We start from the raw sequence: 20,430 nt of genomic DNA on the forward strand, positions 1-20,430 counted from the left end.
ACACGCACCGACCCGCGACCGCCGACGGGTGGTCTACCGCCCCCGGCCGCCCGGCCGCCTCGCCACCCACCGCCGTACGCCGTACACGCCCACACCTGCAGCCAGCACCGCCGCACCGGTCACGACGGCGGCCCCCGGCAGCGAGAACGCCAGCACCAGACAGCCGAGAAGCCCCAGCGTCGGCACGAACCGTGCGCGGGGCGCAGCGTCGAGGGTCCAGGCCGACGCGTTGGCGACCGCGTAGTACGCCAGCACCCCGAAGGAGGAGAACCCGATCGCACCGCGCACGTCCACCGTGGCGGCCAGGACCGCGACCACCGCACCCACGGCAAGCTCAGCCCGGTGCGGCACCTGGAAGCGCGGATGCACGGCTGCCAGGGCGTGCGGCAGATGCCGGTCGCGTGACATGGCCAGCGTGGTCCGCGAGACGCCGAGGATCAGGGCGAGCAGGGAGCCCAGCGCCGCGACGGCCGCGCCCACCCGAACCACGGGCGACAACCCCGGTACCCCGGCCGCCCGCACCGCGTCGGCAAGCGGCGCGCCGGCGTGCCCGAGGCCCTCCGCGCCCAGCACCGAAAGGACAGCCACCGCGACACACGTGTACACCACCAGGGCGATGCCCAGGGCCAGCGGAATCGCCCGCGGGATGGTCCGCGCGGGGTCCCGTACCTCCTCGCCGAGGGTCGCGATCCGGGCGTAGCCGGCGAAGGCGAAGAAGAGCAGCCCTGCCGCCTGCAGCACTCCGCCCACACCACCCGAGGCCCCGATGTCCAGGCGTCCGGCGTCGGACTCCCCGGACCCCAGACACACGACGACGACACAGGTGAGGACAGCCAGGACGACGGCCACGATCGCCCGCGTCAGCCAGGCGGACTTCTGGACTCCGCCGTAGTTCACCGCGGTCAGTGCCACCACGGCCGCGACCGCCACCGCGTGTGCCTGCTCCGGCCACAGGTACGCGCCCACGGTGAGTGCCATCGCCGCGCACGAGGCCGTCTTGCCGACGACGAACGACCAGCCCGCGAGATACCCCCAGAACTCCCCGAGCCGCTCGCGCCCGTAGACGTAGGTGCCGCCCGAGGCCGGGTACAGGGCGGCAAGCCGCGCCGACGACGTGGCATTGCAGTACGCGACCACCGCCGCGACGGCGAGCCCGAGCAGGAGACCGGATCCGGCCGCACGCGCGGCAGGGGCGAGGGCGGCGAAGACACCGGCCCCGACCATCGAGCCGAGCCCGATGACCACGGCGTCGCCCAGGCCCAGGGAGCGCCGCAGCTCAGAGGAGGAGTGGGACTGAACCATGGCCCGAACCCTACTGATCGCCGCAACCGCCGTGTTCCGTCGTGACGTCCTGTTCATCAACAGAGCACGAACAACTCGCGCCCGCAATCACAGTGCCGTGAAAGTGCAGGCACAGCGCGGAAGGGCAGGTTCACGGCATGACGATCATCAGCTGGATCATCCTGGGACTGCTGGCCGGGGCCATCGCCAAGTTCCTGCTGCCGGGTCGTGACCCCGGCGGTCTCATCGGCACCACTGTCATCGGCGTCGCGGGCGCATTCCTCGGGGGCTGGATCTCGGCCCGCTGGCTGGACCACCCCGTCTCGAAGGACTTCTACGACGGTGCCACCTGGGCCGCCGCGATCGGTGGTTCCCTCGTGCTCCTGATCGCCTACCGCATCCTGTTCGGCCACTCACGCGACTGAGCGAGGCGTACAGGCCCTCGGCGGCGGCCGGAGCACCGGCGGGCGCGGAGGCCCGGCGCACGGCCCGCGGCCGACAGACGAGAAGGGTGGGCACCGGCACGGTGCCCACCCTTCCTCGTACGCTGCCGCAGCCGCATGCGAGGCGCGACTGAACAGCGCGCCGGATCCGGCATCGGCTCAGCGGTTCACCGGTAGTTCACGAACTGCAGCGCGAAGTCGAAGTCCTTGCCCTTCAGCAGGGCGATCACAGCCTGTAGGTCGTCCCGGCTCTTGGAGCTGACACGCAGCTCATCGCCCTGCACCTGGGCCTTCACGCCCTTCGGGCCCTCGTCGCGAATGATCTTCGCCACCTTCTTCGCGTTCTCCTGGGAGATGCCCTCCTCGATCGACGCGAAGATCTTGTACTCCTTGCCCGAAAGCTGGGGCTCGCCCGCGTCCAGGGCCTTCAGAGAGATCCCGCGCTTGATCAGCTTGGACTGGAAGACGTCGAGGACAGCCTTGACCCGGTCCTCGGAGTTCGCCTCCATCAGGATCTTGTCACCGGACCACGAGATCGAGGCACCCACGCCCTTGAAGTCGTAGCGCTGCGAGATCTCCTTGGCGGCCTGGTTGAGGGCGTTGTCGACCTCCTGCCGCTCGACCTTCGAGACGATGTCGAAACTGGAGTCGGCCATGTCCTGTGGCTCCTTGTATCGGGGTGCGTGTGAGGTGCGTATCGGCGGGCGTGGGGGTGGCCGCCGAGCCCGGGGCAGACCCGGGCCGCATCCGGACAAGCCTAGCCACCCGTCGTCCCGCGGGAGGCGATCAATCGGGTGGCGAAGCACCCCTCCACATCGGGTATTGTTTACGTCGTTGCCAGGGAGCACCACCGAAAAATGGTGCGAAGGGCAGCAAACCCGGCGGTGTGCCCGAGCGGCCAAAGGGAGCAGACTGTAAATCTGCCGGCTCAGCCTTCCCAGGTTCGAATCCTGGCGCCGCCACGCTGAGGAAGACCCCCTCAGCTCTACGGATCCGTAGAGCTGAGGGGGTCTTCGCATTCCACTGTCAGTGGTCGGGGGCACACTGATCCCATGGCCATGCGTCGCAGAAGCTGTCCCGAGTGCCGTCGCGAGATCGCGGTCGTCGCCGGCCGGTTCGCCAGGCACGACCCGCCCGGCGCTCGGGAGACCGGCGAGCTCGTCTCGTGTCCGGGATCCCGCCGCCAGGCGCAACTGGGCGCCGCGCAGCCCGCGTTGGACGGATACGCCGTGCCGGACTTCCCGGGCCAGCTCCCACTCTTCTGAAGGGCCTACCGAGCCTCGTTCGGCCGGAGCCCCCTGCGCCGCGGGGAACCCCGCGGGTACAACGTCAGTTTCCCGCCACCGACTTCACCGCCACCGAGACCGGAGCGGAGCCGCTGACCAGTTCGAGCGTCAGGCCCGCCGTCGCCGGGGTGTCGAGCAACTCCGCCAGCACGGCGGCCACGTCGTCGCGTGGGATCGGGCCGCGGCCGGTGTGGGCCTCCAGGCGCACCAGGCCCGTTCCGGCGTCGTTCGTCAGCATGCCGGGGCGCAGGATCGTCCAGTCCAGGCCGTCGAGGCCGCGAACGTAAGCATCGGCCTCACCCTTGGCGCGCAGGTAGACGTCGAAGACCTCGTCCCCCTCGTGCTTCGGGTCGGCACCCATCGACGACACCACCACGAAGCGGCGTACGCCCGCCCGGACCGCCGCGTCCGCGAAGAGGACCGCAGCCCCTCGGTCCACCGTGTCCTTACGGGTCGACCCGCTGCCCGGGCCCGCGCCGGCCGCGAAGACCGCCGCGTCCGCTCCCCGCAAACACTCCGCGACCTCCTCGACGGAGGCCGACTCCAGGTCCAGCAGGACGGGTTCGGCACCGGCCTCCCGCAGGTCGTCGCCCTGTTCGGCTTTGCGGATGATCCCCGCGACCTCGTCCCCGCGCCCGGCGAGCAGCCTCTCCAGCCGCAGCGCGATCTGACCATGACCACCAGCGATGACAATGCGCATGTCTCCGACCGTACGCCCGGACGGCCGCGTCCGCCGCACGAGTTCAGCCAGGCCCCATGCGCGCCACGCCGGTGGACCACGGGGCGGCCGCCACCCTCAGGACAACTCTCCCCGCCCCTGCCGCGGCAACCCCAACTCCACCGCCGCAGCCGAGTTGCAGTACTCCCGCACCGCGCTCGTCCGCGCCACCACGCGCCCCCGGTGCACCACGATGCGGCTGTACGCCAGCGAGAGCGCCCCTGCCAGCCGGTCCCCGCGCACCGCCAGCAACTCCGCGGGGAAGCCCGCCTCCACCCGGACCTCGGGCAGGCCCAGCACCGCACGCGCCGACGCGCTCACGGCGTCGTACGAGTCCTCGGGGCGCAGCCCGTGGCGGGAGGACAGCAGGTAGGCGGCCTCCAGCGGGTCGCCGCGCCCCACGGGGTTGGACACGTCCCTCAGAGCGCCGCTTCCGGCCGCGACCCGTACCCCGGCGGAGCGCAGCAGTCGTACGGGTGCCGTGCCGCGCCGTTCCACGCCCCCGCAGCCGCCCTGCGGCAGGCAGACCACCGTCACCCCGGCCGCCGCGAGTTGGTCCGCGGTGCGGGAGGCCACCTGGGTCGGCAAGCGACCCAGGCCGCCGCACGGGCCGAGCGTCACGCCGGGGCGCAGCCCGCCGGCCATCGCGGCGAGGCGGGCGAGGCGTGCCGGGTCGGCGGCGTCGGTGTGCAGGTCGACGGGGCAGCCGTGCTCCGAGGCGACTTCCAGGACCGCTTCCACGTACCCCGTGGGATCCGGGTCGAGGTCCGGGCAGCCGCCGACCACCGACGCACCCATCTTCACCGCGTCCCGCAGCATCGCGAGCCCCTCGGCGCCGGCCACGCCGGTCAGCAGCCGGGGCACCGCAACCGTCGTCAGCTCGGTGAGCCCGCGCAGTGAACGCCGGGCCTGAAGCACGGCGGTCAGCGCGCCCAGCCCCTGGACGTCGCCCACGCGTACATGCGCCCGCAGTGCGGTCGCACCGTGCCCGAGCTGGAGCAGGGCCGCCTCGGTGGCCCGGCGCTGGACGTCCTGGGCGTCGTACGAGACCGGTCCGCCCACATCGGCGGAGAGCGCGGTGTCGGCGTGGGCGTGCGCCTCGGCGGGGGCCGGCAGCAGCAGATAGCCGCCGAGGTCCACACGTGCGCCGCACGCGCGCGTGCCGTCCCCCGTCAGGCTCCCGGCCGTGCCGACCGCCTCGATGCGCCCGCCGCCCAGCCGTACGTCCACGGTCCGGCCGTCGGTGAGGCGGGCCCCGCACAGCAGCAGCCCGGCCGGGTCGGCCGGTCCGGACGGGCCCGACGAGGACGAGGAGTGGGGCGGTTGGGGCTGGCTGTCGGGCATCGCGTTCCAGAGGCTCGGGGCGGCGCGGCGGGGCTGCGGGGACGGTGCCGGGGAACTGCGCCGGGCACGCAAGATCACGCAGAGTGAGACGAGCCTAGGGTGGGGACACGGTGCCGGCGCGCAGGAGCGCAATAGTCGTACCGGTGTGGTCCGCCGAACGGCAGCCGCTGCCCGGCCACCGCTGTGGCCTGTGAGGCGTCCGTGCGGTCATCCGATCGGACCCCCGAAGGGTGCTGCGAAACGGATTTGGGTGAACGGCGGCCGAGCGTGTAATGTCTTCATCGCTCGCCCCAATAGCTCAGTCGGCAGAGCGTCTCCATGGTAAGGAGAAGGTCAACGGTTCGATTCCGTTTTGGGGCTCTGGTGTGAGAGGTTCCCGCCGCGAGGCGGGGCCCGATCGCATCACAGCGGTGTAGCTCAGTCGGTAGAGCAAGCGGCTCATAATCGCTGTGTCACCGGTTCAAGTCCGGTCACCGCTACTGACAGTAGCCGATTGCGGGGTCGGTCCTTCGATCGGCTACTCTTTCTTGCGTTAATTCAGTCTATCCGTTCGTCAAGGAGCACTCACGTGGCTGCCACCGACGTCCGCCCGAAGATCACGCTGGCCTGCGTGGAGTGCAAGGAGCGGAACTACATCACCAAGAAGAACCGGCGTAACAACCCGGACCGTCTTGAGATGAAGAAGCACTGCCCGCGTTGCAACGCGCACACCGCGCACCGCGAGACGCGATAAATCAGGCTCGTACGCGAGGCCGTCCCCACAGTCTGGGGGCGGCCTCGCGTCGTTTCCGCCCTGGTTACCGGTCGGTTCCGGCCCGTCGCGGATGAAGACGGCAGGATGTGATCGCCCCGACGCATGGGCGGGGCGGATCGGCCGTGCGCACAGCAGGTCAACCACAGCAGACATCAGGAGGTGCCGAGCCATGGCGCTCGACCAGTCCTTCGTGGGGCGGAGCTACCCGCCCACCGACCCCTATGAGGTGGGTCGGGAAAAGATCCGTGAGTTCGCGGAGGCGGTGGGGGACACCAACCCGGCGTTCACGGACCCGGAGGCCGCCAAGGCGCTCGGCCACTTGGATGTGATCGCGCCGCCGACCTTCGTGTTCGCGATCACCTTCAAGGCCGCGGGACAGGTCGTCCAGGACCCGCAGCTCGGCCTGGACTACAGCCGCGTGGTGCACGGCGACCAGAAGTTCGCCTACACACGCCCGGTGCGCGCCGGTGACCGGCTGACCGTCACCTCGACCATCGAGGCGATCAAGACCATGGCGGGCAACGAGATCCTGGACATCCGTGGCGAGGTCCACGACGAGGCGGGTGAGCACGTGGTGACCGCCTGGACGAAGCTGGTGGCTCGTCCGGCCGACTCCGCGGCAGGGGAGGCCTGAGACCGATGACGACGAAGATCACGTACGGCGAGGTCGAGGTGGGCACCGAGCTGCCCACCCGGACCTTCCCCGTGACCCGCGCCACGCTCGTCCAGTACGCGGGGGCTTCCGGTGACTTCAACCCGATCCACTGGAACGAGAAGTTCGCCAAGGAGGTCGGGCTGCCCGACGTCATCGCGCACGGCATGTTCACCATGGCCGAGGCGATCCGTGTGGTGACCGACTGGACCGGTGACCCGGGCGCGGTCGTCGAGTACGGCGTCCGCTTCACCAAGCCCGTCGTCGTCCCGAACGACGAGCAGGGCGCCACGATCGAGGTCAGCGGCAAGGTCGCGGCCCTGCTCGACGACAACAAGGTCCGTGTGGACCTGACCGTGAAGAGCGCCGGGCAGAAGGTGCTCGGGATGTCGCGGGCGGTCGTACGACTGGCGTGAACAACGCGCGCGTGCCGGGCGGTAAGGGGCGTTCTCCATATTGGGGCGCCCCTTACGCGTGGATGCCGGCTTGCGCCCGGCCCTACCTTGACTTAGTTAGTGATTGAGTACTAACTTAGTCCCCATGGTCAGGATGAGCGCAGAAGAGAGGCGTGAGAGCGTCATTCGTGCGGCGATGGCCGAGTTCGCGCGTGGGGGTTACCACGGCACCTCGACCGAGGCGATCGCCAAGCGTGTCGGCGTCTCGCAGCCGTACCTCTTCCGGCTCTTCCCGGGCAAGAAGGCGATCTTTCTCGCGGCGGCGGAGCGCTGTGTCGAGGACACCATCCGGATGTTCGCCGAGGCCTCCGAGGGGCTGGAGGGCGAAGAGGCCCTGCACGCCATGGGGGACGCGTACCGGAAGGTCGTCTCGGAGCAGCCCGAGCGGCTGATGATGCAGATGCAGATGTACCTCGCCGTGGCGGCCGCCGACGAGGAGGGCGACCACGAGTTCGGCGAGGCCGTGCGAGTCGGCTGGATGCGGCTGTGGGACACCGTTCACCTGCCGCTGGGCGCCGACGTCGACAAGACGACGACGTTCATGGCCTATGGCATGCTCATCAACTGCCTGGTGGCCATGGGGTTTCCTTCCGGGCACCGGGTCTGGGCCGGGATGGAGTCGTCGGAGCGCCGCGAGGGGCGGTCTTAGAGGTGGGGGTTCTGAGGTGCCCACGTCTCTTCATGCCCCTGAAAGTTAGTGACTGATAACTATCCAAGTCGGAACCTTCAGTAGTCAGCAACGCGTCACCCTTGGGGGAGCGATGTCACACCAGACCGAACACCATCCGTCAACCGCCCGCCTGGGCGGAGCCGGCTGGGCCCTCGCACTCACCAGCGTCGCCGGGTTCATGGCGTCACTCGACAACCTGGTCGTCACCACCGCGCTGCCCTCCATCCGTGAGGACCTGGGCGGAGGGCTGCACGACCTGGAGTGGACGGTCAGCGCCTACACCCTCACCTTCGCCGTCCTGCTGATGTTCGGCGCGGCGCTCGGCGACCGCTTCGGCCGCCGACGGCTCTTCCTCGCCGGCATCACGGTCTTCACCGGCGCGTCCGCCGCCGCGGCCCTCGCGCCGGGCATCGACTCGCTGATCGCCGCCCGCGCGGTCCAGGGCGCCGGCGCGGCCGTCATGATGCCGTTGACGCTGACCCTGCTGACAGCGGCCGTGCCCGCCGCCAAGCGCGGGATGGCGTACGGCATCTGGGGTGCCGTCAACGGGCTCGCGATCGCGTCGGGGCCGCTCATCGGCGGCAGCCTCACCGAGCACATCTCCTGGCAGTGGATCTTCTGGCTGAACGTTCCGCTCGGCCTCGCCCTGCTGCCGCTCGCCCGTCTGCGCCTCGCCGAGTCCTACGGCACCGGTGCCCCGCTCGACGTCCCCGGCACCCTGCTCGCCAGCGGCGGCCTGTTCGGGATCGTGTACGGCCTGGTGCGTGGACCCGCCGACGGCTGGACCGGTCCCATGGTCCTGACCGGCCTGTTCGCCGGAGGGGCGCTGCTCGTCGGGTTCGTCCTCTACAGCGTCCGCGCCAAGAACCCGATGCTGCCGATGCGCCTGTTCCGCTCGCGTGCGTTCGCAGGGATCAACGCGGCGAGCATGCTGATGTTCCTCGGCATGTTCGGCTCGATCTTCCTGCTCAGCCAGTACATGCAGGGCGTACTCGGCTACACGCCCACCGAGGCGGGGCTGCGGATGCTGCCGTGGACCGGTATGCCGATGCTCGTCGCGCCGATCGCCGGCATCCTCTCCGACCGCATAGGGGGCCGTCCCGTCGTCGCGACCGGCCTGTTCCTCCAGGCGGCCGGGCTCGCCTACATGGCCTCCGTCGCGACCGTCGACGCCTCCTACGCCGCCCAGCTGCCCGCCCTGATCGTCAGCGGTGTCGGCATGGCCCTGTTCTTCGCTCCGGCCTCGGCCCTGGTCATGTCCAGCGTCCGGGCCTCGGAGCAGGGCATCGCCTCCGGCGCCAACAACGCGCTGCGCGAAGTCGGCGGGGCGCTCGGTATCGCCGTCATGGCGTCCATCTTCTCCGCGCAGGGCGGCTACGAGACCCGACAGACCTTCGTCGACGGTCTGCGGCCCGCCCTGGTGACCGGCGCCGCAGTGGTGGCCGTCGCCGGAGTCGCGGCCCTGCTGATCCCGGGCAGGCGGCGCGCCGACGAAATTGCGGGCCCGGCCGAAGCGGCACCGCGTCCGGCGCTGGAGACGGCCTCGCACTGACCACCCCACCTCGGACCACAAGGAGCAGTCATGCCCACACTTCCCTGGACCGTTGCGTACCCCGCGCCGCCCGCCACCGAGGTGCACGTCTTCGCCTCCCGCTTCGAGACGCGCACGCTGTGGGGAGCGCTGCTCTTCTTCGCCCGCACGCCGGGCGTGTGGCGGCAGGTGAGCCGGGCGCCCGGAGCGTACGGGGCATCCCTGAAGGCGGAGCCGTTCAAGCGCACCTTCTGGACGCTGTCGGCCTGGGAGTCGCCCGCGGCGCTCAAGGAGTTCGCCCGCTCGGGCGCCCACGCCCCCGCGGCGCGGGGCCTGTCCTCGCAGATGCGGGACGCGAAGTTCGCCACCTGGCAGGCGTCGAGCGACGACCTCCCGGTCGACTGGCCGCAGGTGTTCCGGCGCCTGGCGTGAAGGGCACGCGCGCGTGGTGCGCATCGGCCCCGGCGCCCTGTACGGGTGCCGGGGCTGTCAGTGCCGTCTCGTAGTCTTGAGCCCGTGCAGGAACTCCACGACGCCCCCCTCGCCCCCCTCACCACCTTCCGGCTGGGCGGCCCCGCCACCCGCCTGGTCACCGCCACCACCGACGCCGAGGTGATCGACGTCGTGCGCGAGGCGGACGCCAGTGGGACCCCGCTGCTGCTGATCGGCGGTGGATCCAACCTGGTCATCGGGGACAAGGGCTTCGCCGGCACCGCGCTGGTGATCGCCACCAAGGGCTTCGAGCTGGACGGCACCAGCCTCGAACTGGCCGCCGGCGAGGTGTGGACCGATGCCGTCGCCCGGACCGTGGAGGCCGGGCTCGCCGGTATCGAGTGCCTCGCCGGAATCCCTGGCTCCGCGGGTGCCACGCCGATCCAGAACGTCGGGGCGTACGGCCAGGAGGTCTCCTCGACGATCACCGAGGTGATCGCGTACGACCGTGAGGCGGGCGAAACCGTCGTCCTGCCGAACGCCGAGTGCGCCTTCTCCTACCGCCACAGCCGCTTCAAGGCCGATCCCGAGCGCTACGTCGTCCTGCGTGTCCGCTTCCGGCTGGAGGACGCCGCCGGCCTCTCCGCCCCGATCAAGTACGCCGAGACCGCCCGCGCCCTCGGCGTCGAGCCCGGCGACCGCGTGCCGCTGGCCGCCGCGCGCGAGACCGTGCTGAAGCTGCGTACCGGCAAGGGCATGGTCCTGGACCCCGAGGACCACGACACCTGGTCGGCCGGATCGTTCTTCACCAACCCGATCCTGACCGACGAGCAGTTCGCGGTGTTCCGCGCGCGCGTGCGTGAGCGTCTCGGCGACGGCGTGGAGGCGCCCGCGTACCCGGCGGGGGAGGGGCACACCAAGACCTCCGCGGCCTGGCTCATCGACAAGGCGGGCTTCACCAAGGGGTACGGCACCGGCCCCGCCCGCATCTCCACCAAGCACACCCTGGCCCTCACCAACCGTGGCGATGCGACCACCGAGGACCTTCTCACGCTCGCCCGCGAGGTCGTCGCGGGGGTCCGTGATGCCTTCGGAATCACCCTGGTCAACGAGCCGGTGACGGTCGGCGTGAGCCTGTGAGAGCCGCCACCTCGCGGCGCACTCCCCCTCAGTAGGCCACTCCACCCCCTGCTTCACGGTGGCCGGGTCGCCGACCGCGCCCAGCATGGCGTGCGCCACATCGGCACGCGCCAGGAACCGGCCCCCGCGCGGGGAACCGCCCAAGCCGCCCTCGGGCTGGCGACCGACCGGGGCCGCGCTCACCACGACGGGGCGCCGCACCTCCTCGGCCTCCAGAGCGCCCAGCACCGTACGAGTCAGTCGTGCCGCCACCCCGGCGTCCTGGCGGCCGCGGGCGCCGAGCCCGGACAGCACGGCGTCCCTCCCCGCGACCGCGGGGCGCAGGGCCAATGGGTCGCTCAGGCGGGCACGGACACCCCCAGCCGCTCGTCGGCCACGGTGAACCGCGCCGGATCCCGCACCACCGCCGTGACCTGGTGCCCCGCGTCCAGAGCCTTCGCCCCGCTGCTCAGCAGCCTCCCGGCCGAGCCGGGCCGGCACTCCCTGGAGGAGCGCCGACACCTTCGCGGGCGCGTCGCTGCTCCTCGGCGCCTGCGCCCAGCGCGCCGTCGCCCACGAAGCGGCGCAGGGGCGGCCCGACGCGGCCGGGTTCGCCGCCCGGCCGGCACGGACGCTGGTCTCCGGGCTCGCCGCGTGACGCGCTAGGCGGCGAGCCAGTCGTCCACCCCCGCCAACAGCTTCCTTCGGACCTCCTCCGGCGCCGCGGAGCCCCGCACCGACTGCCGGGCCAGTTCCGCCAGCTCCGCGTCCGTGAAGGAGTGATACCGACGGGCGATGTCGTACTGGGCGGCGAGACGGGAGCCGAAGAGCAGGGGGTCGTCGGCGCCGAGGGCCATCGGGACGCCGGCGTCGTACAGGGTCCGCAGCGGGACGTCCTCAAGCTTGTCGTAGACGCCGAGGGCGACGTTCGAGGCGGGACAGACCTCGCAGGTCACACCCCTGTCGGCGAGGCGCTTGAGCAGTCGCGGGTCCTCCGCCGCCCGCACGCCGTGGCCGAGCCGGTCGGCGTGCAGGTCGTCCAGGCAGTCACGCACCGAGGAGGGGCCGGTCAGTTCGCCGCCGTGCGGCGCCGACAGCAGTCCACCCTCACGGGCGATGTGGAAGGCACGGTCGAAGTCCCGTGCCATGCCCCGGCGCTCGTCGTTCGACAACCCGAAGCCGACCACGCCCCGGTCGGCGTAGCGCACCGCGAGCCGTGCCAGCGTGCGGGCGTCCAGCGGGTGCTTCATCCGGTTCGCCGCGACCAGGACGCGCATCCCGAGGCCGGTGTCGCGCGACGCCGTCTCCACCGCGTCCAGAATGATCTCCAGCGCCGGGATCAGGCCGCCCAGGCGGGGCGCGTACGACGTCGGGTCCACCTGGATCTCCAGCCAGCCGGAGCCGTCCCGGATGTCCTCCTCCGCGGCCTCCCTGACCAGCCGCTGGATGTCCTCCGGCTGTCTGATGCACGAGCGCGCCGCGTCGTACAGGCGCTGGAAGCGGAACCAGCCCCGCTCGTCCGTCGCGCGCAGCTTCGGAGGCTCTCCACCGGTCAGGGCGTCGGTCAGCGCGTCGGGCAGGCGCACCCCGTACCTGTCGGCCAGTTCCAGCAGGGTCGTCGGCCGCATCGAGCCGGTGAAATGCAGGTGCAGATGGGCTTTCGGCAGCTCAGAGACATCACGTACGCGCTCCATTCCAGGATCCTGCCGCACGTGTCCGCCGTCCCGGTAGCGGTTTCCCCATTCGTGGTCTTGCTCGCACAAACAAACGGGGCACATACCAGATCTGGTATGTGCCCCGGGCCGATACGGAACCGTCAGTCCCGCGCCTCGGCCAGCAGCTTCTGGATCCGGCTCACACCCTCGACGAGGTCCTCGTCACCGAGGGCGTACGACAGCCGCAGGTAGCCCGGCGTGCCGAACGCCTCACCCGGGACGACCGCGACCTCGGCCTCCTCCAGGATCAGCTCCGCCAGCTCGACGCTGCTCTGCGGGCGCTTGCCGCGGATCTCCTTGCCCAGCAGGGCCTTCACCGACGGGTACGCGTAGAAGGCGCCCTCGGGCTCCGGGCAGACCACGCCGTCGATCTCGTTGAGCATCCGGACGATCGTCTTGCGGCGGCGATCGAAGGCCTCCCGCATCTTCGCCACCGCGTCCAGATCACCGGACACGGCGGCGATCGCGGCCACCTGCGCCACGTTCGAGACGTTCGACGTCGCGTGCGACTGGAGGTTGGTCGCGGCCTTCACCACGTCCTTCGGACCGATGACCCAGCCCACCCGCCAGCCGGTCATGGCGTACGTCTTGGCCACGCCGTTGACGACGATGCACTTGTCCCGCAGCTCGGGGAACAGGGCCGGCAGGGAGACCGCGGCGGCCTCGCCGTAGACCAGGTGCTCGTAGATCTCGTCGGTCAGCACCCACAGGCCGTGCTCGACGGCCCAGCGGCCGATGGCCTCGGTCTCGGCCTCGGTGTAGACCGCGCCGGTCGGGTTCGAGGGGGAGACGAACAGGACGACCTTCGTCTTCTCCGTACGGGCCGCCTCCAGCTGCTCCACCGAGACGCGGTAGCCGGTCGTCTCGTCGGCGACGACCTCGACCGGGACACCGCCCGCGAGGCGGATCGACTCCGGATACGTCGTCCAGTAGGGGGCCGGGACGATGACCTCGTCGCCCGGGTCGAGGATCGCGGCGAAGGCCTCGTAGATGGCCTGCTTGCCGCCGTTGGTGACCAGGATCTGCGAGACGTCGGGCTCGTAGCCGGAGTCACGCAGCGTCTTCGCGGCGATCGCGGACTTCAGCTCGGGCAGACCACCGGCCGGGGTGTAGCGGTGGTACTTCGGGTTCTTGCAGGCCTCGACGGCGGCCTCGACGATGTAGTCCGGGGTCGGGAAGTCGGGCTCACCGGCGCCGAAGCCGATCACGGGACGCCCGGCGGCCTTGAGGGCCTTCGCCTTGGCGTCCACGGCGAGGGTGGCGGACTCGGAGATCGCGCCGATTCGGGCGGAGACCCGGCGCTCGGAGGGAGGGGTTGCAGCGCTCATGGGGTCCATGGTTTCAGACCGGAAACGCGCCCGGCACGGGGGTTTCACAGACTGAACATCAGCTGAACATCCGTCCGGATCCAGGCCGCGGCCTGCGCGATCTTGCCTCGCCGCTCGCCCGATCACCGGGCGATCCTCCGCCGACCAAGCCCTCAGCGGGCACTATCTGTTCGACGAGGCGCTCGCGACCACGTACACTCTCACCTCGTTGGCCTTCAGCAGCCCGCAGCCACACGGTGCACAGCGAGCACCCGGTTGGATGCGGTACGTTGGGGGACACACCAAAGGGTCGTAGCTCAATTGGTAGAGCACCGGTCTCCAAAACCGGCGGTTGGGGGTTCAAGTCCCTCCGGCCCTGCTACACACACCTTCGCCAGGATGTGTGCGCATGTACGTACAGCAATGCACCGCCGTGCGGCTCAGACCGGGCGCGGCACGGCCACGACCCGGAATCAGGTGAGGACGAGTGACGGACGCCGTGGGCTCCATCGACATGCCTGATGCCCAGGACGAGGCGCCGGAGTCCAAGAAGAAGACCCGCAAGGGCGGCAAGCGTGCCAAGAAGGGCCCGCTGAAGCGACTCGCGCTCTTCTACCGCCAGATCGTCGCGGAACTCCGCAAGGTCGTCTGGCCGACGCGCAACCAGCTGATGACGTACACCACTGTGGTGATCATCTTCGTCGTCATCATGATCGGCCTGGTGACCGTGATTGACTATGGGCTCGACAACGCCGCCAAGTACGTCTTTGGCTGAGCCAAGAGCGAAGGGCGCCGTGGTTACCGGCGCCCCTTTCGCATGTTCCACCCCTATGTATCCAGGAAGAAGCAGCCACCGTGTCTGACCAGAACGTGAACGACGCCATCGAGCCACACGGGCAGGGTGTCGAGTCCGTGGAAGACGAGCTCGACATCGTCGAAGGCGCGGACGAGGACCTGGACGAGGTCGAGGCTGCCGACGCCGAGGCGGGCGAGCCTGCCGAGGAAGCCGCGCTGCACGTGGAGGACGAGCCCGAGGACGAGTCCTCGCAGGGCGACGCCGAAGCCGTCGAGGCCGCCGAGGAGGAGGCCGAGCCGGTCGACCCCGTCGCGGCGCTCCGCGAGGAGCTGCGCACCCTCCCCGGCGAGTGGTACGTCATCCACACCTACGCCGGCTACGAGAACCGCGTGAAGACCAACCTGGAGCAGCGCGCCGTCTCGCTGAACGTCGAGGACTACATCTTCCAGGCCGAGGTGCCGCAGGAAGAGGTCGTCCAGATCAAGAACGGCGACCGCAAGACGATCAAGCAGAACAAGCTGCCGGGTTACGTCCTGGTCCGCATGGACCTGACGAACGAGTCCTGGGGCGTCGTCCGCAACACCCCCGGCGTCACCGGCTTCGTGGGCAACGCCTACGACCCGTACCCGCTGACCCTGGACGAGATCGTCAAGATGCTCGCCCCGGAGGCCGAGGAGAAGGCCGCCCGCGAGGCCGCCGAGGCCGAGGGCAAGCCCGCCCCGCAGCGCAAGGTCGAGGTCCAGGTGCTGGACTTCGAGGTCGGCGACTCGGTCACCGTCACCGACGGCCCGTTCGCGACGCTGCAGGCGACCATCAACGAGATCAACGCCGACTCGAAGAAGGTCAAGGGTCTCGTCGAGATCTTCGGTCGTGAGACCCCGGTCGAGCTGAGCTTCGACCAGATCCAGAAGAACTAGCTTCTTCAGGAAAGAGCCTCCGAACAGGTCAGACCGGCTGTCACAGCTTGTCTGACCTGCTCGGTTTTTGGCCGCGCATCTATACCCGTTATCGTTGTGCGGTATGCCTGCATCCAGAAGAGCCATCTGGGCGCAGGTAGGACCCGAAGAGAGGAACCGGAGAGCTATGCCTCCCAAGAAGAAGAAGGTCACGGGGCTCATCAAGCTCCAGATCCAGGCCGGTGCCGCCAACCCGGCCCCGCCGGTCGGCCCCGCGCTGGGTCAGCACGGCGTCAACATCATGGAGTTCTGCAAGGCCTACAACGCCGCGACCGAGTCGCAGCGCGGTTGGGTCATCCCGGTGGAGATCACGGTCTACGAGGACCGCTCCTTCACCTTCGTGACCAAGACGCCGCCGGCCGCCAAGATGATCCTCAAGGCCGCGGGCGTGGAGAAGGGCTCCGGCGAGCCGCACAAGACCAAGGTCGCCAAGATCACCGAGGCGCAGGTCCGCGAGATCGCCACCACCAAGATGCCCGACCTCAACGCCAACGACCTGGACGCCGCCGCGAAGATCATCGCCGGCACCGCCCGTTCCATGGGCGTCACGGTCGAGGGCTGACCCCAACCTCCCCAAGCAGTCGGTGGCAGGGCCTGCTCGGCCCGGACCACAACTCCTAAGAAAACCCAGGAGCAGTAGTGAGCAAGCGCAGCAAGACTCTCCGCGCTGCGGACGCCAAGGTCGACCGGGAGAAGCTCTACGCCCCGCTCGAGGCCGTCCGTCTCGCCAAGGAGACGTCCACGACCAAGTTCGACGGCACCGTCGAGGTCGCCTTCCGTCTGGGTGTCGACCCGCGTAAGGCCGACCAGATGGTCCGTGGCACCGTGAACCTTCCGCACGGCACCGGTAAGACCGCCCGGGTCCTGGTCTTCGCGACCGGTGACCGTGCTGCGGCCGCGGAGGCCGCGGGCGCCGACATCGTCGGCTCCGACGAACTGATCGACGAGGTCTCGAAGGGCCGCCTGGACTTCGACGCCGTCGTCGCCACCCCGGACCTCATGGGCAAGGTCGGCCGCCTCGGCCGTGTGCTCGGTCCGCGTGGTCTGATGCCGAACCCGAAGACCGGCACCGTCACCCCCGACGTGGCCAAGGCCGTCACCGACATCAAGGGCGGCAAGATCGAGTTCCGCGTCGACAAGCACTCGAACCTGCACTTCATCATCGGCAAGGTGTCGTTCGACGACAGCAAGCTGGTGGAGAACTACGGCGCCGCGCTGGAGGAGATCCTCCGTCTGAAGCCGTCCGCCGCCAAGGGTCGCTACATCAAGAAGGCCGCCATCACCACCACGATGGGCCCCGGCATTCCGGTCGACCCGAACCGCACCCGCAACCTCCTCGTCGAGGAGGACCCGGCCGCGGTCTGAGCCACCGGCTCACCAGGCTCGTAGACGGGCCCCGCACCCCTTTCCCGGGTGCGGGGCCCGTTGCCGTTCTCCGGCCCGTCTGTCAGTGCCCTGGGTTAACGTGCATTCACGGGATTCACACAGGGGGGACGAATGACGAGCACGAGGGCGCGCCGGTCGGCGTTCTGGATCGCGCTGATCACCGCGCTGACGGCTCTCGCCGCCTGCACGTCCTCCGACAGCCCTGCCGAGGAAAGCCGCTCCGCCCCCGACGCCGCCGTGACAGCCGCCCTGCGCACCGTCGAGCGCTCCACCGACCGCGCCGAGTCGGCCCGCGTCAGGTCCACCACCACCATGGGCTCGTCGCTGTCCATGAAGGCCGACGGCGCCCTCGCCTGGAGCGACGGCCTCACCGGCACCTTGAAGATCACATACACCGGCGGCACGACGGCCGAGACGATGCGCCGGCTGGGCACCACGTCGATGGAGGCCCGCTATCTCCCCGACGCCTACTACGCGCGCCTGGGCGAGACGTTCGCCGAGAAGGCCGACGGCAAGCACTGGATCAGGTACGTCTACGACGACCTGAAGAATCTCGCGGGAGGTGCCGGAGCGGACCTGGCGAACCAGATGCGCGGCAACGCGCCCCACACGGCGGTGAAGCTGCTGCTGTCCTCCGCGGACGTACGCAAGGTCGGTGAGGAGACGGTGCGGGGCGTGCGCGCCACGCGGTACTCCGGCACCGTGCAGGGGGAGGGCTCCGGGACACAGACCGTGGAGATATGGGTCGACGACCGGAACCTGCTGGTCAAGAAGGTCGAGAAGGGGCGTACGGCCACCGGAGGACTGACCCAGACCGCCTACTACGCCGACTACGGGGTGAAGGCCCCGGTCGAGAAGCCTCCGGCGGGGGACACCGCGGACTTCAAGGAGTTGCTGAAGATACGCGGGGGGCTCGACGGCACCCGGTGAGCCAGCCCGCCGCGGGGCAGCGCTCAATTCACGGGACGGCTCGGCCGCCGCCGGATACGCTCCCGGTCCTGCTGTGCGCCGACCACGCACCAGCCATGCTTCCTTGGGGGAATCGATGAGGCGTTCCATATGTGTTGCCCTGCCTGTGGCCGTGCCGCGTCGGACGGCGGGGGCCGTCCTGGCCGCGCTGCTCCTCGCCGGCTGCGGGGCGGGGGCCGAAGCCGGACGGTCCGGGGACTCGTCGGCCGCGCAGGCCGTCGAGCGGGCCGCGGAGCGGACCGAGCGCGTCCCGTTCCTGCGGTACCGGGTGACCGGCCGGATGCCGGAGCGCGGGAAGATCGCGGACGAGGCGTCCGTACGCACGAAGCCGACCGCCGCCCGCCTCAGAACGGCCAACCTGAGCGGCGAGGACCGGGGCGAGTCCGAACTGCGCCTGGTCGACGGGGTGCTGTACGCGAGCGCGACCGACGACATGGTGAAGGAGATGGGCGGCAGACACTGGATCAGCTACGGGCCGGCCGCCGAGTTCACCACGGCCGGCGGACTGCGCATGGACGTCGCCGGTCTGCGTGACCAGGTGAGCCGGAACCCGGCCCGGGAAGCCGCCTTCCTGGCCGCCGCGGAGGACGTGGAGCGGATCGGCACCGAGACGGTCGACGGCGTCGACACCGCCCACTACGCGGGCACGGCCGCCGTCGACGAGCTCCGGGCCTCCCTCGACGGCGTCGAGGACGCGGCCGCCCGGAGGGGACGCGAGAACAGCCTCGACCAGTACGAGAAGCTGGGCGTGGACGCGCTCACCCTGGACGTCTGGGTCGACGGCGACGACCGCGTCAAGCGGCTCCGTACCCAGGGCGCCGGCCGCCGGGGTGCGCTCGACCTCACCTTCACCTTCCTCGACCAGGACGGGCCGGTGGCCGTCCGGGCACCCCGCGCCGCGGACACCGCCGACCTGCGCAAGCCGTTGCAGGAGAGCGGGAGCTGAGCAGGAGCTGGGCACCGTAAGGGCCGATTTGCCTGACGGCGACGGCGTCCCGTACTCTCCTACAGAAGCCAAAGACCGCTGGTCGTTGCCGTGCGCTCGCATGAGGGCGCGGTGGCCGAAGGATCCGCTGAAATGCGGACGACCCGCGCAGGTGACAGTGGAAGAGCTCCCGGAGTGCGCACATCCCGTGCGTCCGACCGGTCGAGTCCGCCCCGTGCGCCTGCGCCGGGGCGTTTCGTTTTCCCCAGTCCTCCTTCGGGTCCGCGCGGTCAGAATCACCCGGAAGGAGGCCGAGGCTCTATGGCGAGGCCCGACAAGGCTGCCGCAGTGGCGGAGTTGACGGAGCAGTTCCGCAACTCCAGCGCTGCCGTGCTGACCGAGTACCGCGGTCTCACCGTGGCGCAGCTCAAGACGCTGCGTCGTTCGCTCGGTGAGAACGCCCAGTACGCCGTGGTGAAGAACACGCTGACCAAGATTGCGGCCAACGAGGCCGGGATCTCGACGCTGGACGACCTGTTCAACGGTCCGACGGCTGTCGCCTTCGTCACCGGTGACCCGGTGGAGTCGGCGAAGGGTCTCCGTGACTTCGCCAAGGACAACCCGAATCTCGTCATCAAGGGCGGTGTCCTTGACGGCAAGGCGCTGTCCGCCGACGAGATCAAGAAGCTTGCGGACCTCGAGTCCCGCGAGGTTCTGCTCGCCAAGCTGGCGGGCGCTCTGAAGGGCAAGCAGACGCAGACTGCTCAGCTCCTCCAGGCGCTCCCGACGAAGCTCGTCCGCACCGTGGACGCGCTCCGTGCCAAGCAGGACGAGCAGGGCGGTGCCGAGTAATTCGGCTCGCATCATGATCGCCGCCTCCAGGCAGCGGTCGTAGCGGGCCAACGTACGCCCGCCACTCATGTACATCCGGCACCAGCCGAATTAGTGGAAGGAAAGCCATCGTGGCTCTCACCCAGGAAGAACTGCTCGCCGAGTTCGAGAACATGACCCTCATCCAGCTTTCCGAGTTCGTGAAGGCGTTCGAGGAGAAGTTCGACGTCACCGCCGCTGCCGCGGCCGTCGTCGCCGCCCCGGCTGCCGGCGGTGCCGCCGGTGGTGCCGAGGCCGCTGAGGAGAAGGACGAGTTCGACGTCATCCTCGCCGGCGCCGGCGACAAGAAGATCCAGGTCATCAAGGTCGTGCGTGAGCTCACCTCCCTGGGCCTGAAGGAGGCCAAGGACCTGGTCGACGGTGCGCCGAAGCCGGTCCTGGAGAAGGTCAACAAGGAGGCCGCGGACAAGGCCAAGGAGGCCCTCGAGGGCGCCGGTGCCTCCGTCGAGGTCAAGTAAGACCTTCGCGAACGCCTGTGACAGTCCCGTAGGGCTGTAACGCGAACGCACCGAAGAGCGATCATCCATTCGGGTGGTCGCTCTTCGGCGTTTCCGGGGCGCGGCCGCGGTTGCCTTGCACCCGCCGGGACGGGGGGTATGGTGATCTTCGTCGTGTCCCTGGTCGGCCTGGGGTTCGGGCATGGGGGCCTTGACGAACCGCACGCAGCGCGCAATTCTCAGGACGCGTCGTCACAAGGATCCGAATCCGAGGCATGGATCGACGACGAAGAGGGCAGTATCAACGTGCGTTGAAGGCAGGCATGGCGCAGGCGTTGAGAACAACGAGGGTCTCTGAAAACC

At 70.0% G+C, this 20,430-nt stretch carries 24 protein-coding genes, 4 tRNA genes and 1 pseudogene; 22 read left to right on the forward strand and 7 right to left on the reverse strand.

The genetic code is table 11. From position 1 onward, the window contains the following. Positions 1 to 33 precede the first annotated feature (33 nt). Positions 34 to 1,302 (reverse strand): APC family permease, encoded by a 1,269-nt coding sequence (locus ACWCPI_RS06115; RefSeq protein ID WP_451036979.1) that lies wholly within the window; start codon positions 1,300 to 1,302, stop codon positions 34 to 36. 137 nt (positions 1,303 to 1,439) lie between these two features. Here ACWCPI_RS06115 and ACWCPI_RS06120 point away from each other — a divergent pair, with 137 nt between their 5' ends. Continuing rightward, positions 1,440 to 1,706: a GlsB/YeaQ/YmgE family stress response membrane protein gene (locus ACWCPI_RS06120; RefSeq protein WP_388809727.1), complete on the forward strand. Its 267-nt coding sequence runs from the start codon at positions 1,440 to 1,442 to the stop codon at positions 1,704 to 1,706. A gap of 185 nt (positions 1,707 to 1,891) precedes the next feature. Here the strand turns inward: ACWCPI_RS06120 and ACWCPI_RS06125 are convergent, their stop codons facing one another. After that, positions 1,892 to 2,380, reverse strand: a complete 489-nt coding sequence (locus ACWCPI_RS06125) for a YajQ family cyclic di-GMP-binding protein (protein WP_019756392.1) — start codon at positions 2,378 to 2,380, stop codon at positions 1,892 to 1,894. A 224-nt stretch (positions 2,381 to 2,604) separates the two neighbouring features. Here ACWCPI_RS06125 and ACWCPI_RS06130 point away from each other — a divergent pair. Both ACWCPI_RS06130 and ACWCPI_RS06135 read left to right on the forward strand, forming a co-directional pair. After that, positions 2,605 to 2,686 (forward strand) — tRNA-Tyr (locus ACWCPI_RS06130). A gap of 90 nt (positions 2,687 to 2,776) precedes the next feature. Continuing rightward, entirely contained in the window at positions 2,777 to 2,989 is a 213-nt protein-coding gene (locus ACWCPI_RS06135) for a hypothetical protein (RefSeq protein WP_451036980.1), read from the forward strand. A 64-nt stretch (positions 2,990 to 3,053) separates the two neighbouring features. Here the strand turns inward: ACWCPI_RS06135 and ACWCPI_RS06140 are convergent, their stop codons facing one another. Further along, positions 3,054 to 3,710, reverse strand: coding sequence for an SDR family oxidoreductase (locus ACWCPI_RS06140; protein WP_451036981.1), 657 nt, complete (start codon positions 3,708 to 3,710; stop codon positions 3,054 to 3,056). A gap of 96 nt (positions 3,711 to 3,806) precedes the next feature. Beyond that, positions 3,807 to 5,072, reverse strand: coding sequence for an amidohydrolase family protein (locus ACWCPI_RS06145; RefSeq protein WP_388809717.1), 1,266 nt, complete (start codon positions 5,070 to 5,072; stop codon positions 3,807 to 3,809). A 287-nt stretch (positions 5,073 to 5,359) separates the two neighbouring features. On the opposite strand from ACWCPI_RS06145, the gene ACWCPI_RS06150 reads away from it, so the two are divergent. The 9 genes from ACWCPI_RS06150 to ACWCPI_RS06190 all read left to right on the forward strand — a co-directional run bounded on the left by ACWCPI_RS06150 (position 5,360) and on the right by ACWCPI_RS06190 (position 10,706). Beyond that, positions 5,360 to 5,432: transfer RNA gene (locus ACWCPI_RS06150), tRNA-Thr, on the forward strand. A gap of 46 nt (positions 5,433 to 5,478) precedes the next feature. Further along, positions 5,479 to 5,551: transfer RNA gene (locus tag ACWCPI_RS06155), tRNA-Met, on the forward strand. An 89-nt stretch (positions 5,552 to 5,640) separates the two neighbouring features. Further along, positions 5,641 to 5,805 carry a 50S ribosomal protein L33 gene (rpmG, locus tag ACWCPI_RS06160; RefSeq protein WP_003948671.1) on the forward strand — a complete coding sequence of 55 codons (165 nt, stop codon included), beginning with the start codon at positions 5,641 to 5,643 and terminating at the stop codon, positions 5,803 to 5,805. Between the two features lie 190 nt (positions 5,806 to 5,995). Then, positions 5,996 to 6,460, forward strand: coding sequence for an FAS1-like dehydratase domain-containing protein (locus ACWCPI_RS06165; protein WP_451036982.1), 465 nt, complete (start codon positions 5,996 to 5,998; stop codon positions 6,458 to 6,460). A gap of 5 nt (positions 6,461 to 6,465) precedes the next feature. After that, positions 6,466 to 6,894 carry a MaoC family dehydratase gene (locus ACWCPI_RS06170; RefSeq protein WP_451036983.1) on the forward strand — a complete coding sequence of 143 codons (429 nt, stop codon included), beginning with the start codon at positions 6,466 to 6,468 and terminating at the stop codon, positions 6,892 to 6,894. Between the two features lie 124 nt (positions 6,895 to 7,018). After that, positions 7,019 to 7,582, forward strand: a complete 564-nt coding sequence (locus ACWCPI_RS06175; protein ID WP_451036984.1) for a TetR/AcrR family transcriptional regulator — start codon at positions 7,019 to 7,021, stop codon at positions 7,580 to 7,582. Between the two features lie 112 nt (positions 7,583 to 7,694). Next, positions 7,695 to 9,155, forward strand: coding sequence for an MFS transporter (locus ACWCPI_RS06180; protein ID WP_451036985.1), 1,461 nt, complete (start codon positions 7,695 to 7,697; stop codon positions 9,153 to 9,155). A gap of 30 nt (positions 9,156 to 9,185) precedes the next feature. Beyond that, a complete protein-coding gene (locus ACWCPI_RS06185) occupies positions 9,186 to 9,566 on the forward strand; it encodes a DUF3291 domain-containing protein (protein WP_451036986.1) in 381 nt (126 codons plus the stop codon). 84 nt (positions 9,567 to 9,650) lie between these two features. Next, the gene (locus tag ACWCPI_RS06190) at positions 9,651 to 10,706 is read left to right on the forward strand and encodes a UDP-N-acetylmuramate dehydrogenase (RefSeq protein WP_451036987.1); all 1,056 of its coding nucleotides are present in this window, start codon (positions 9,651 to 9,653) and stop codon (positions 10,704 to 10,706) included. A gap of 42 nt (positions 10,707 to 10,748) precedes the next feature. Here ACWCPI_RS06190 and ACWCPI_RS06195 read toward each other — a convergent pair. The 3 genes and pseudogenes from ACWCPI_RS06195 to ACWCPI_RS06205 form a co-directional block, all read right to left on the reverse strand. Further along, a pseudogene (locus ACWCPI_RS06195) lies at positions 10,749 to 11,161 on the reverse strand (NAD(P)H-binding protein); the annotation flags it as partial. Between the two features lie 186 nt (positions 11,162 to 11,347). Beyond that, entirely contained in the window at positions 11,348 to 12,379 is a 1,032-nt protein-coding gene (locus ACWCPI_RS06200) for an adenosine deaminase (protein ID WP_451036988.1), read from the reverse strand. A gap of 122 nt (positions 12,380 to 12,501) precedes the next feature. Continuing rightward, positions 12,502 to 13,728: a pyridoxal phosphate-dependent aminotransferase gene (locus tag ACWCPI_RS06205; protein WP_451036989.1), complete on the reverse strand. Its 1,227-nt coding sequence runs from the start codon at positions 13,726 to 13,728 to the stop codon at positions 12,502 to 12,504. Positions 13,729 to 14,013: 285 nt separating this feature from the next. Between ACWCPI_RS06205 and ACWCPI_RS06210 the strand changes: the two genes are divergently transcribed. From ACWCPI_RS06210 to ACWCPI_RS06255, 10 genes are all read left to right on the forward strand, one after another. Then, positions 14,014 to 14,086: transfer RNA gene (locus ACWCPI_RS06210), tRNA-Trp, on the forward strand. Positions 14,087 to 14,194: 108 nt separating this feature from the next. Beyond that, positions 14,195 to 14,482: a preprotein translocase subunit SecE gene (secE, locus tag ACWCPI_RS06215; protein ID WP_019756556.1), complete on the forward strand. Its 288-nt coding sequence runs from the start codon at positions 14,195 to 14,197 to the stop codon at positions 14,480 to 14,482. A gap of 80 nt (positions 14,483 to 14,562) precedes the next feature. Beyond that, on the forward strand, positions 14,563 to 15,420 hold the full coding sequence (nusG, locus tag ACWCPI_RS06220) for a transcription termination/antitermination protein NusG (protein WP_451036990.1): 858 nt from the start codon (positions 14,563 to 14,565) through the stop codon (positions 15,418 to 15,420). Positions 15,421 to 15,586: 166 nt separating this feature from the next. After that, the gene (gene rplK / locus ACWCPI_RS06225; RefSeq protein WP_046419431.1) at positions 15,587 to 16,021 is read left to right on the forward strand and encodes a 50S ribosomal protein L11; all 435 of its coding nucleotides are present in this window, start codon (positions 15,587 to 15,589) and stop codon (positions 16,019 to 16,021) included. 77 nt (positions 16,022 to 16,098) lie between these two features. Beyond that, positions 16,099 to 16,824 (forward strand): 50S ribosomal protein L1, encoded by a 726-nt coding sequence (rplA, locus tag ACWCPI_RS06230; RefSeq protein WP_019756560.1) that lies wholly within the window; start codon positions 16,099 to 16,101, stop codon positions 16,822 to 16,824. A 132-nt stretch (positions 16,825 to 16,956) separates the two neighbouring features. Continuing rightward, positions 16,957 to 17,775: a hypothetical protein gene (locus ACWCPI_RS06235; protein ID WP_451036991.1), complete on the forward strand. Its 819-nt coding sequence runs from the start codon at positions 16,957 to 16,959 to the stop codon at positions 17,773 to 17,775. 151 nt (positions 17,776 to 17,926) lie between these two features. Beyond that, a complete protein-coding gene (locus ACWCPI_RS06240; protein ID WP_451036992.1) occupies positions 17,927 to 18,760 on the forward strand; it encodes a hypothetical protein in 834 nt (277 codons plus the stop codon). 300 nt (positions 18,761 to 19,060) lie between these two features. Further along, positions 19,061 to 19,591, forward strand: coding sequence for a 50S ribosomal protein L10 (gene rplJ / locus ACWCPI_RS06245; protein WP_019753717.1), 531 nt, complete (start codon positions 19,061 to 19,063; stop codon positions 19,589 to 19,591). Positions 19,592 to 19,698: 107 nt separating this feature from the next. After that, positions 19,699 to 20,088 (forward strand): 50S ribosomal protein L7/L12, encoded by a 390-nt coding sequence (gene rplL, locus ACWCPI_RS06250; RefSeq protein ID WP_388810117.1) that lies wholly within the window; start codon positions 19,699 to 19,701, stop codon positions 20,086 to 20,088. A gap of 138 nt (positions 20,089 to 20,226) precedes the next feature. Continuing rightward, the gene (locus ACWCPI_RS06255; RefSeq protein ID WP_388809679.1) at positions 20,227 to 20,382 is read left to right on the forward strand and encodes a hypothetical protein; all 156 of its coding nucleotides are present in this window, start codon (positions 20,227 to 20,229) and stop codon (positions 20,380 to 20,382) included. Positions 20,383 to 20,430 lie beyond the last annotated feature (48 nt).

This window comes from Streptomyces sp. NPDC001920 (genome assembly GCF_053594495.1).

Bases quoted from the DNA above. Each gene is read 5' to 3' on its own strand.
- rplJ (WP_019753717.1), top strand. From the start codon at position 19,061: ATGGCGAGGCCCGACAAGGCTGCCGCAGTGGCGGAGTTGACGGAGCAG.
- ACWCPI_RS06145 (WP_388809717.1), bottom strand. From the start codon at position 5,072: ATGCCCGACAGCCAGCCCCAACCGCCCCACTCCTCGTCCTCGTCGGGC.
- ACWCPI_RS06185 (WP_451036986.1), top strand. From the start codon at position 9,186: ATGCCCACACTTCCCTGGACCGTTGCGTACCCCGCGCCGCCCGCCACC.
- ACWCPI_RS06235 (WP_451036991.1), top strand. From the start codon at position 16,957: ATGACGAGCACGAGGGCGCGCCGGTCGGCGTTCTGGATCGCGCTGATC.
- ACWCPI_RS06205 (WP_451036989.1), bottom strand. From the start codon at position 13,728: ATGAGCGCTGCAACCCCTCCCTCCGAGCGCCGGGTCTCCGCCCGAATC.
- ACWCPI_RS06165 (WP_451036982.1), top strand. From the start codon at position 5,996: ATGGCGCTCGACCAGTCCTTCGTGGGGCGGAGCTACCCGCCCACCGAC.
- ACWCPI_RS06180 (WP_451036985.1), top strand. From the start codon at position 7,695: ATGTCACACCAGACCGAACACCATCCGTCAACCGCCCGCCTGGGCGGA.
- ACWCPI_RS06120 (WP_388809727.1), top strand. From the start codon at position 1,440: ATGACGATCATCAGCTGGATCATCCTGGGACTGCTGGCCGGGGCCATC.
- rplK (WP_046419431.1), top strand. From the start codon at position 15,587: ATGCCTCCCAAGAAGAAGAAGGTCACGGGGCTCATCAAGCTCCAGATC.
- ACWCPI_RS06115 (WP_451036979.1), bottom strand. From the start codon at position 1,302: ATGGTTCAGTCCCACTCCTCCTCTGAGCTGCGGCGCTCCCTGGGCCTG.
- ACWCPI_RS06200 (WP_451036988.1), bottom strand. From the start codon at position 12,379: ATGGAGCGCGTACGTGATGTCTCTGAGCTGCCGAAAGCCCATCTGCAC.
- ACWCPI_RS06140 (WP_451036981.1), bottom strand. From the start codon at position 3,710: ATGCGCATTGTCATCGCTGGTGGTCATGGTCAGATCGCGCTGCGGCTG.
- ACWCPI_RS06135 (WP_451036980.1), top strand. From the start codon at position 2,777: ATGGCCATGCGTCGCAGAAGCTGTCCCGAGTGCCGTCGCGAGATCGCG.
- ACWCPI_RS06175 (WP_451036984.1), top strand. From the start codon at position 7,019: ATGGTCAGGATGAGCGCAGAAGAGAGGCGTGAGAGCGTCATTCGTGCG.
- ACWCPI_RS06125 (WP_019756392.1), bottom strand. From the start codon at position 2,380: ATGGCCGACTCCAGTTTCGACATCGTCTCGAAGGTCGAGCGGCAGGAG.
- ACWCPI_RS06255 (WP_388809679.1), top strand. From the start codon at position 20,227: ATGGTGATCTTCGTCGTGTCCCTGGTCGGCCTGGGGTTCGGGCATGGG.
- ACWCPI_RS06170 (WP_451036983.1), top strand. From the start codon at position 6,466: ATGACGACGAAGATCACGTACGGCGAGGTCGAGGTGGGCACCGAGCTG.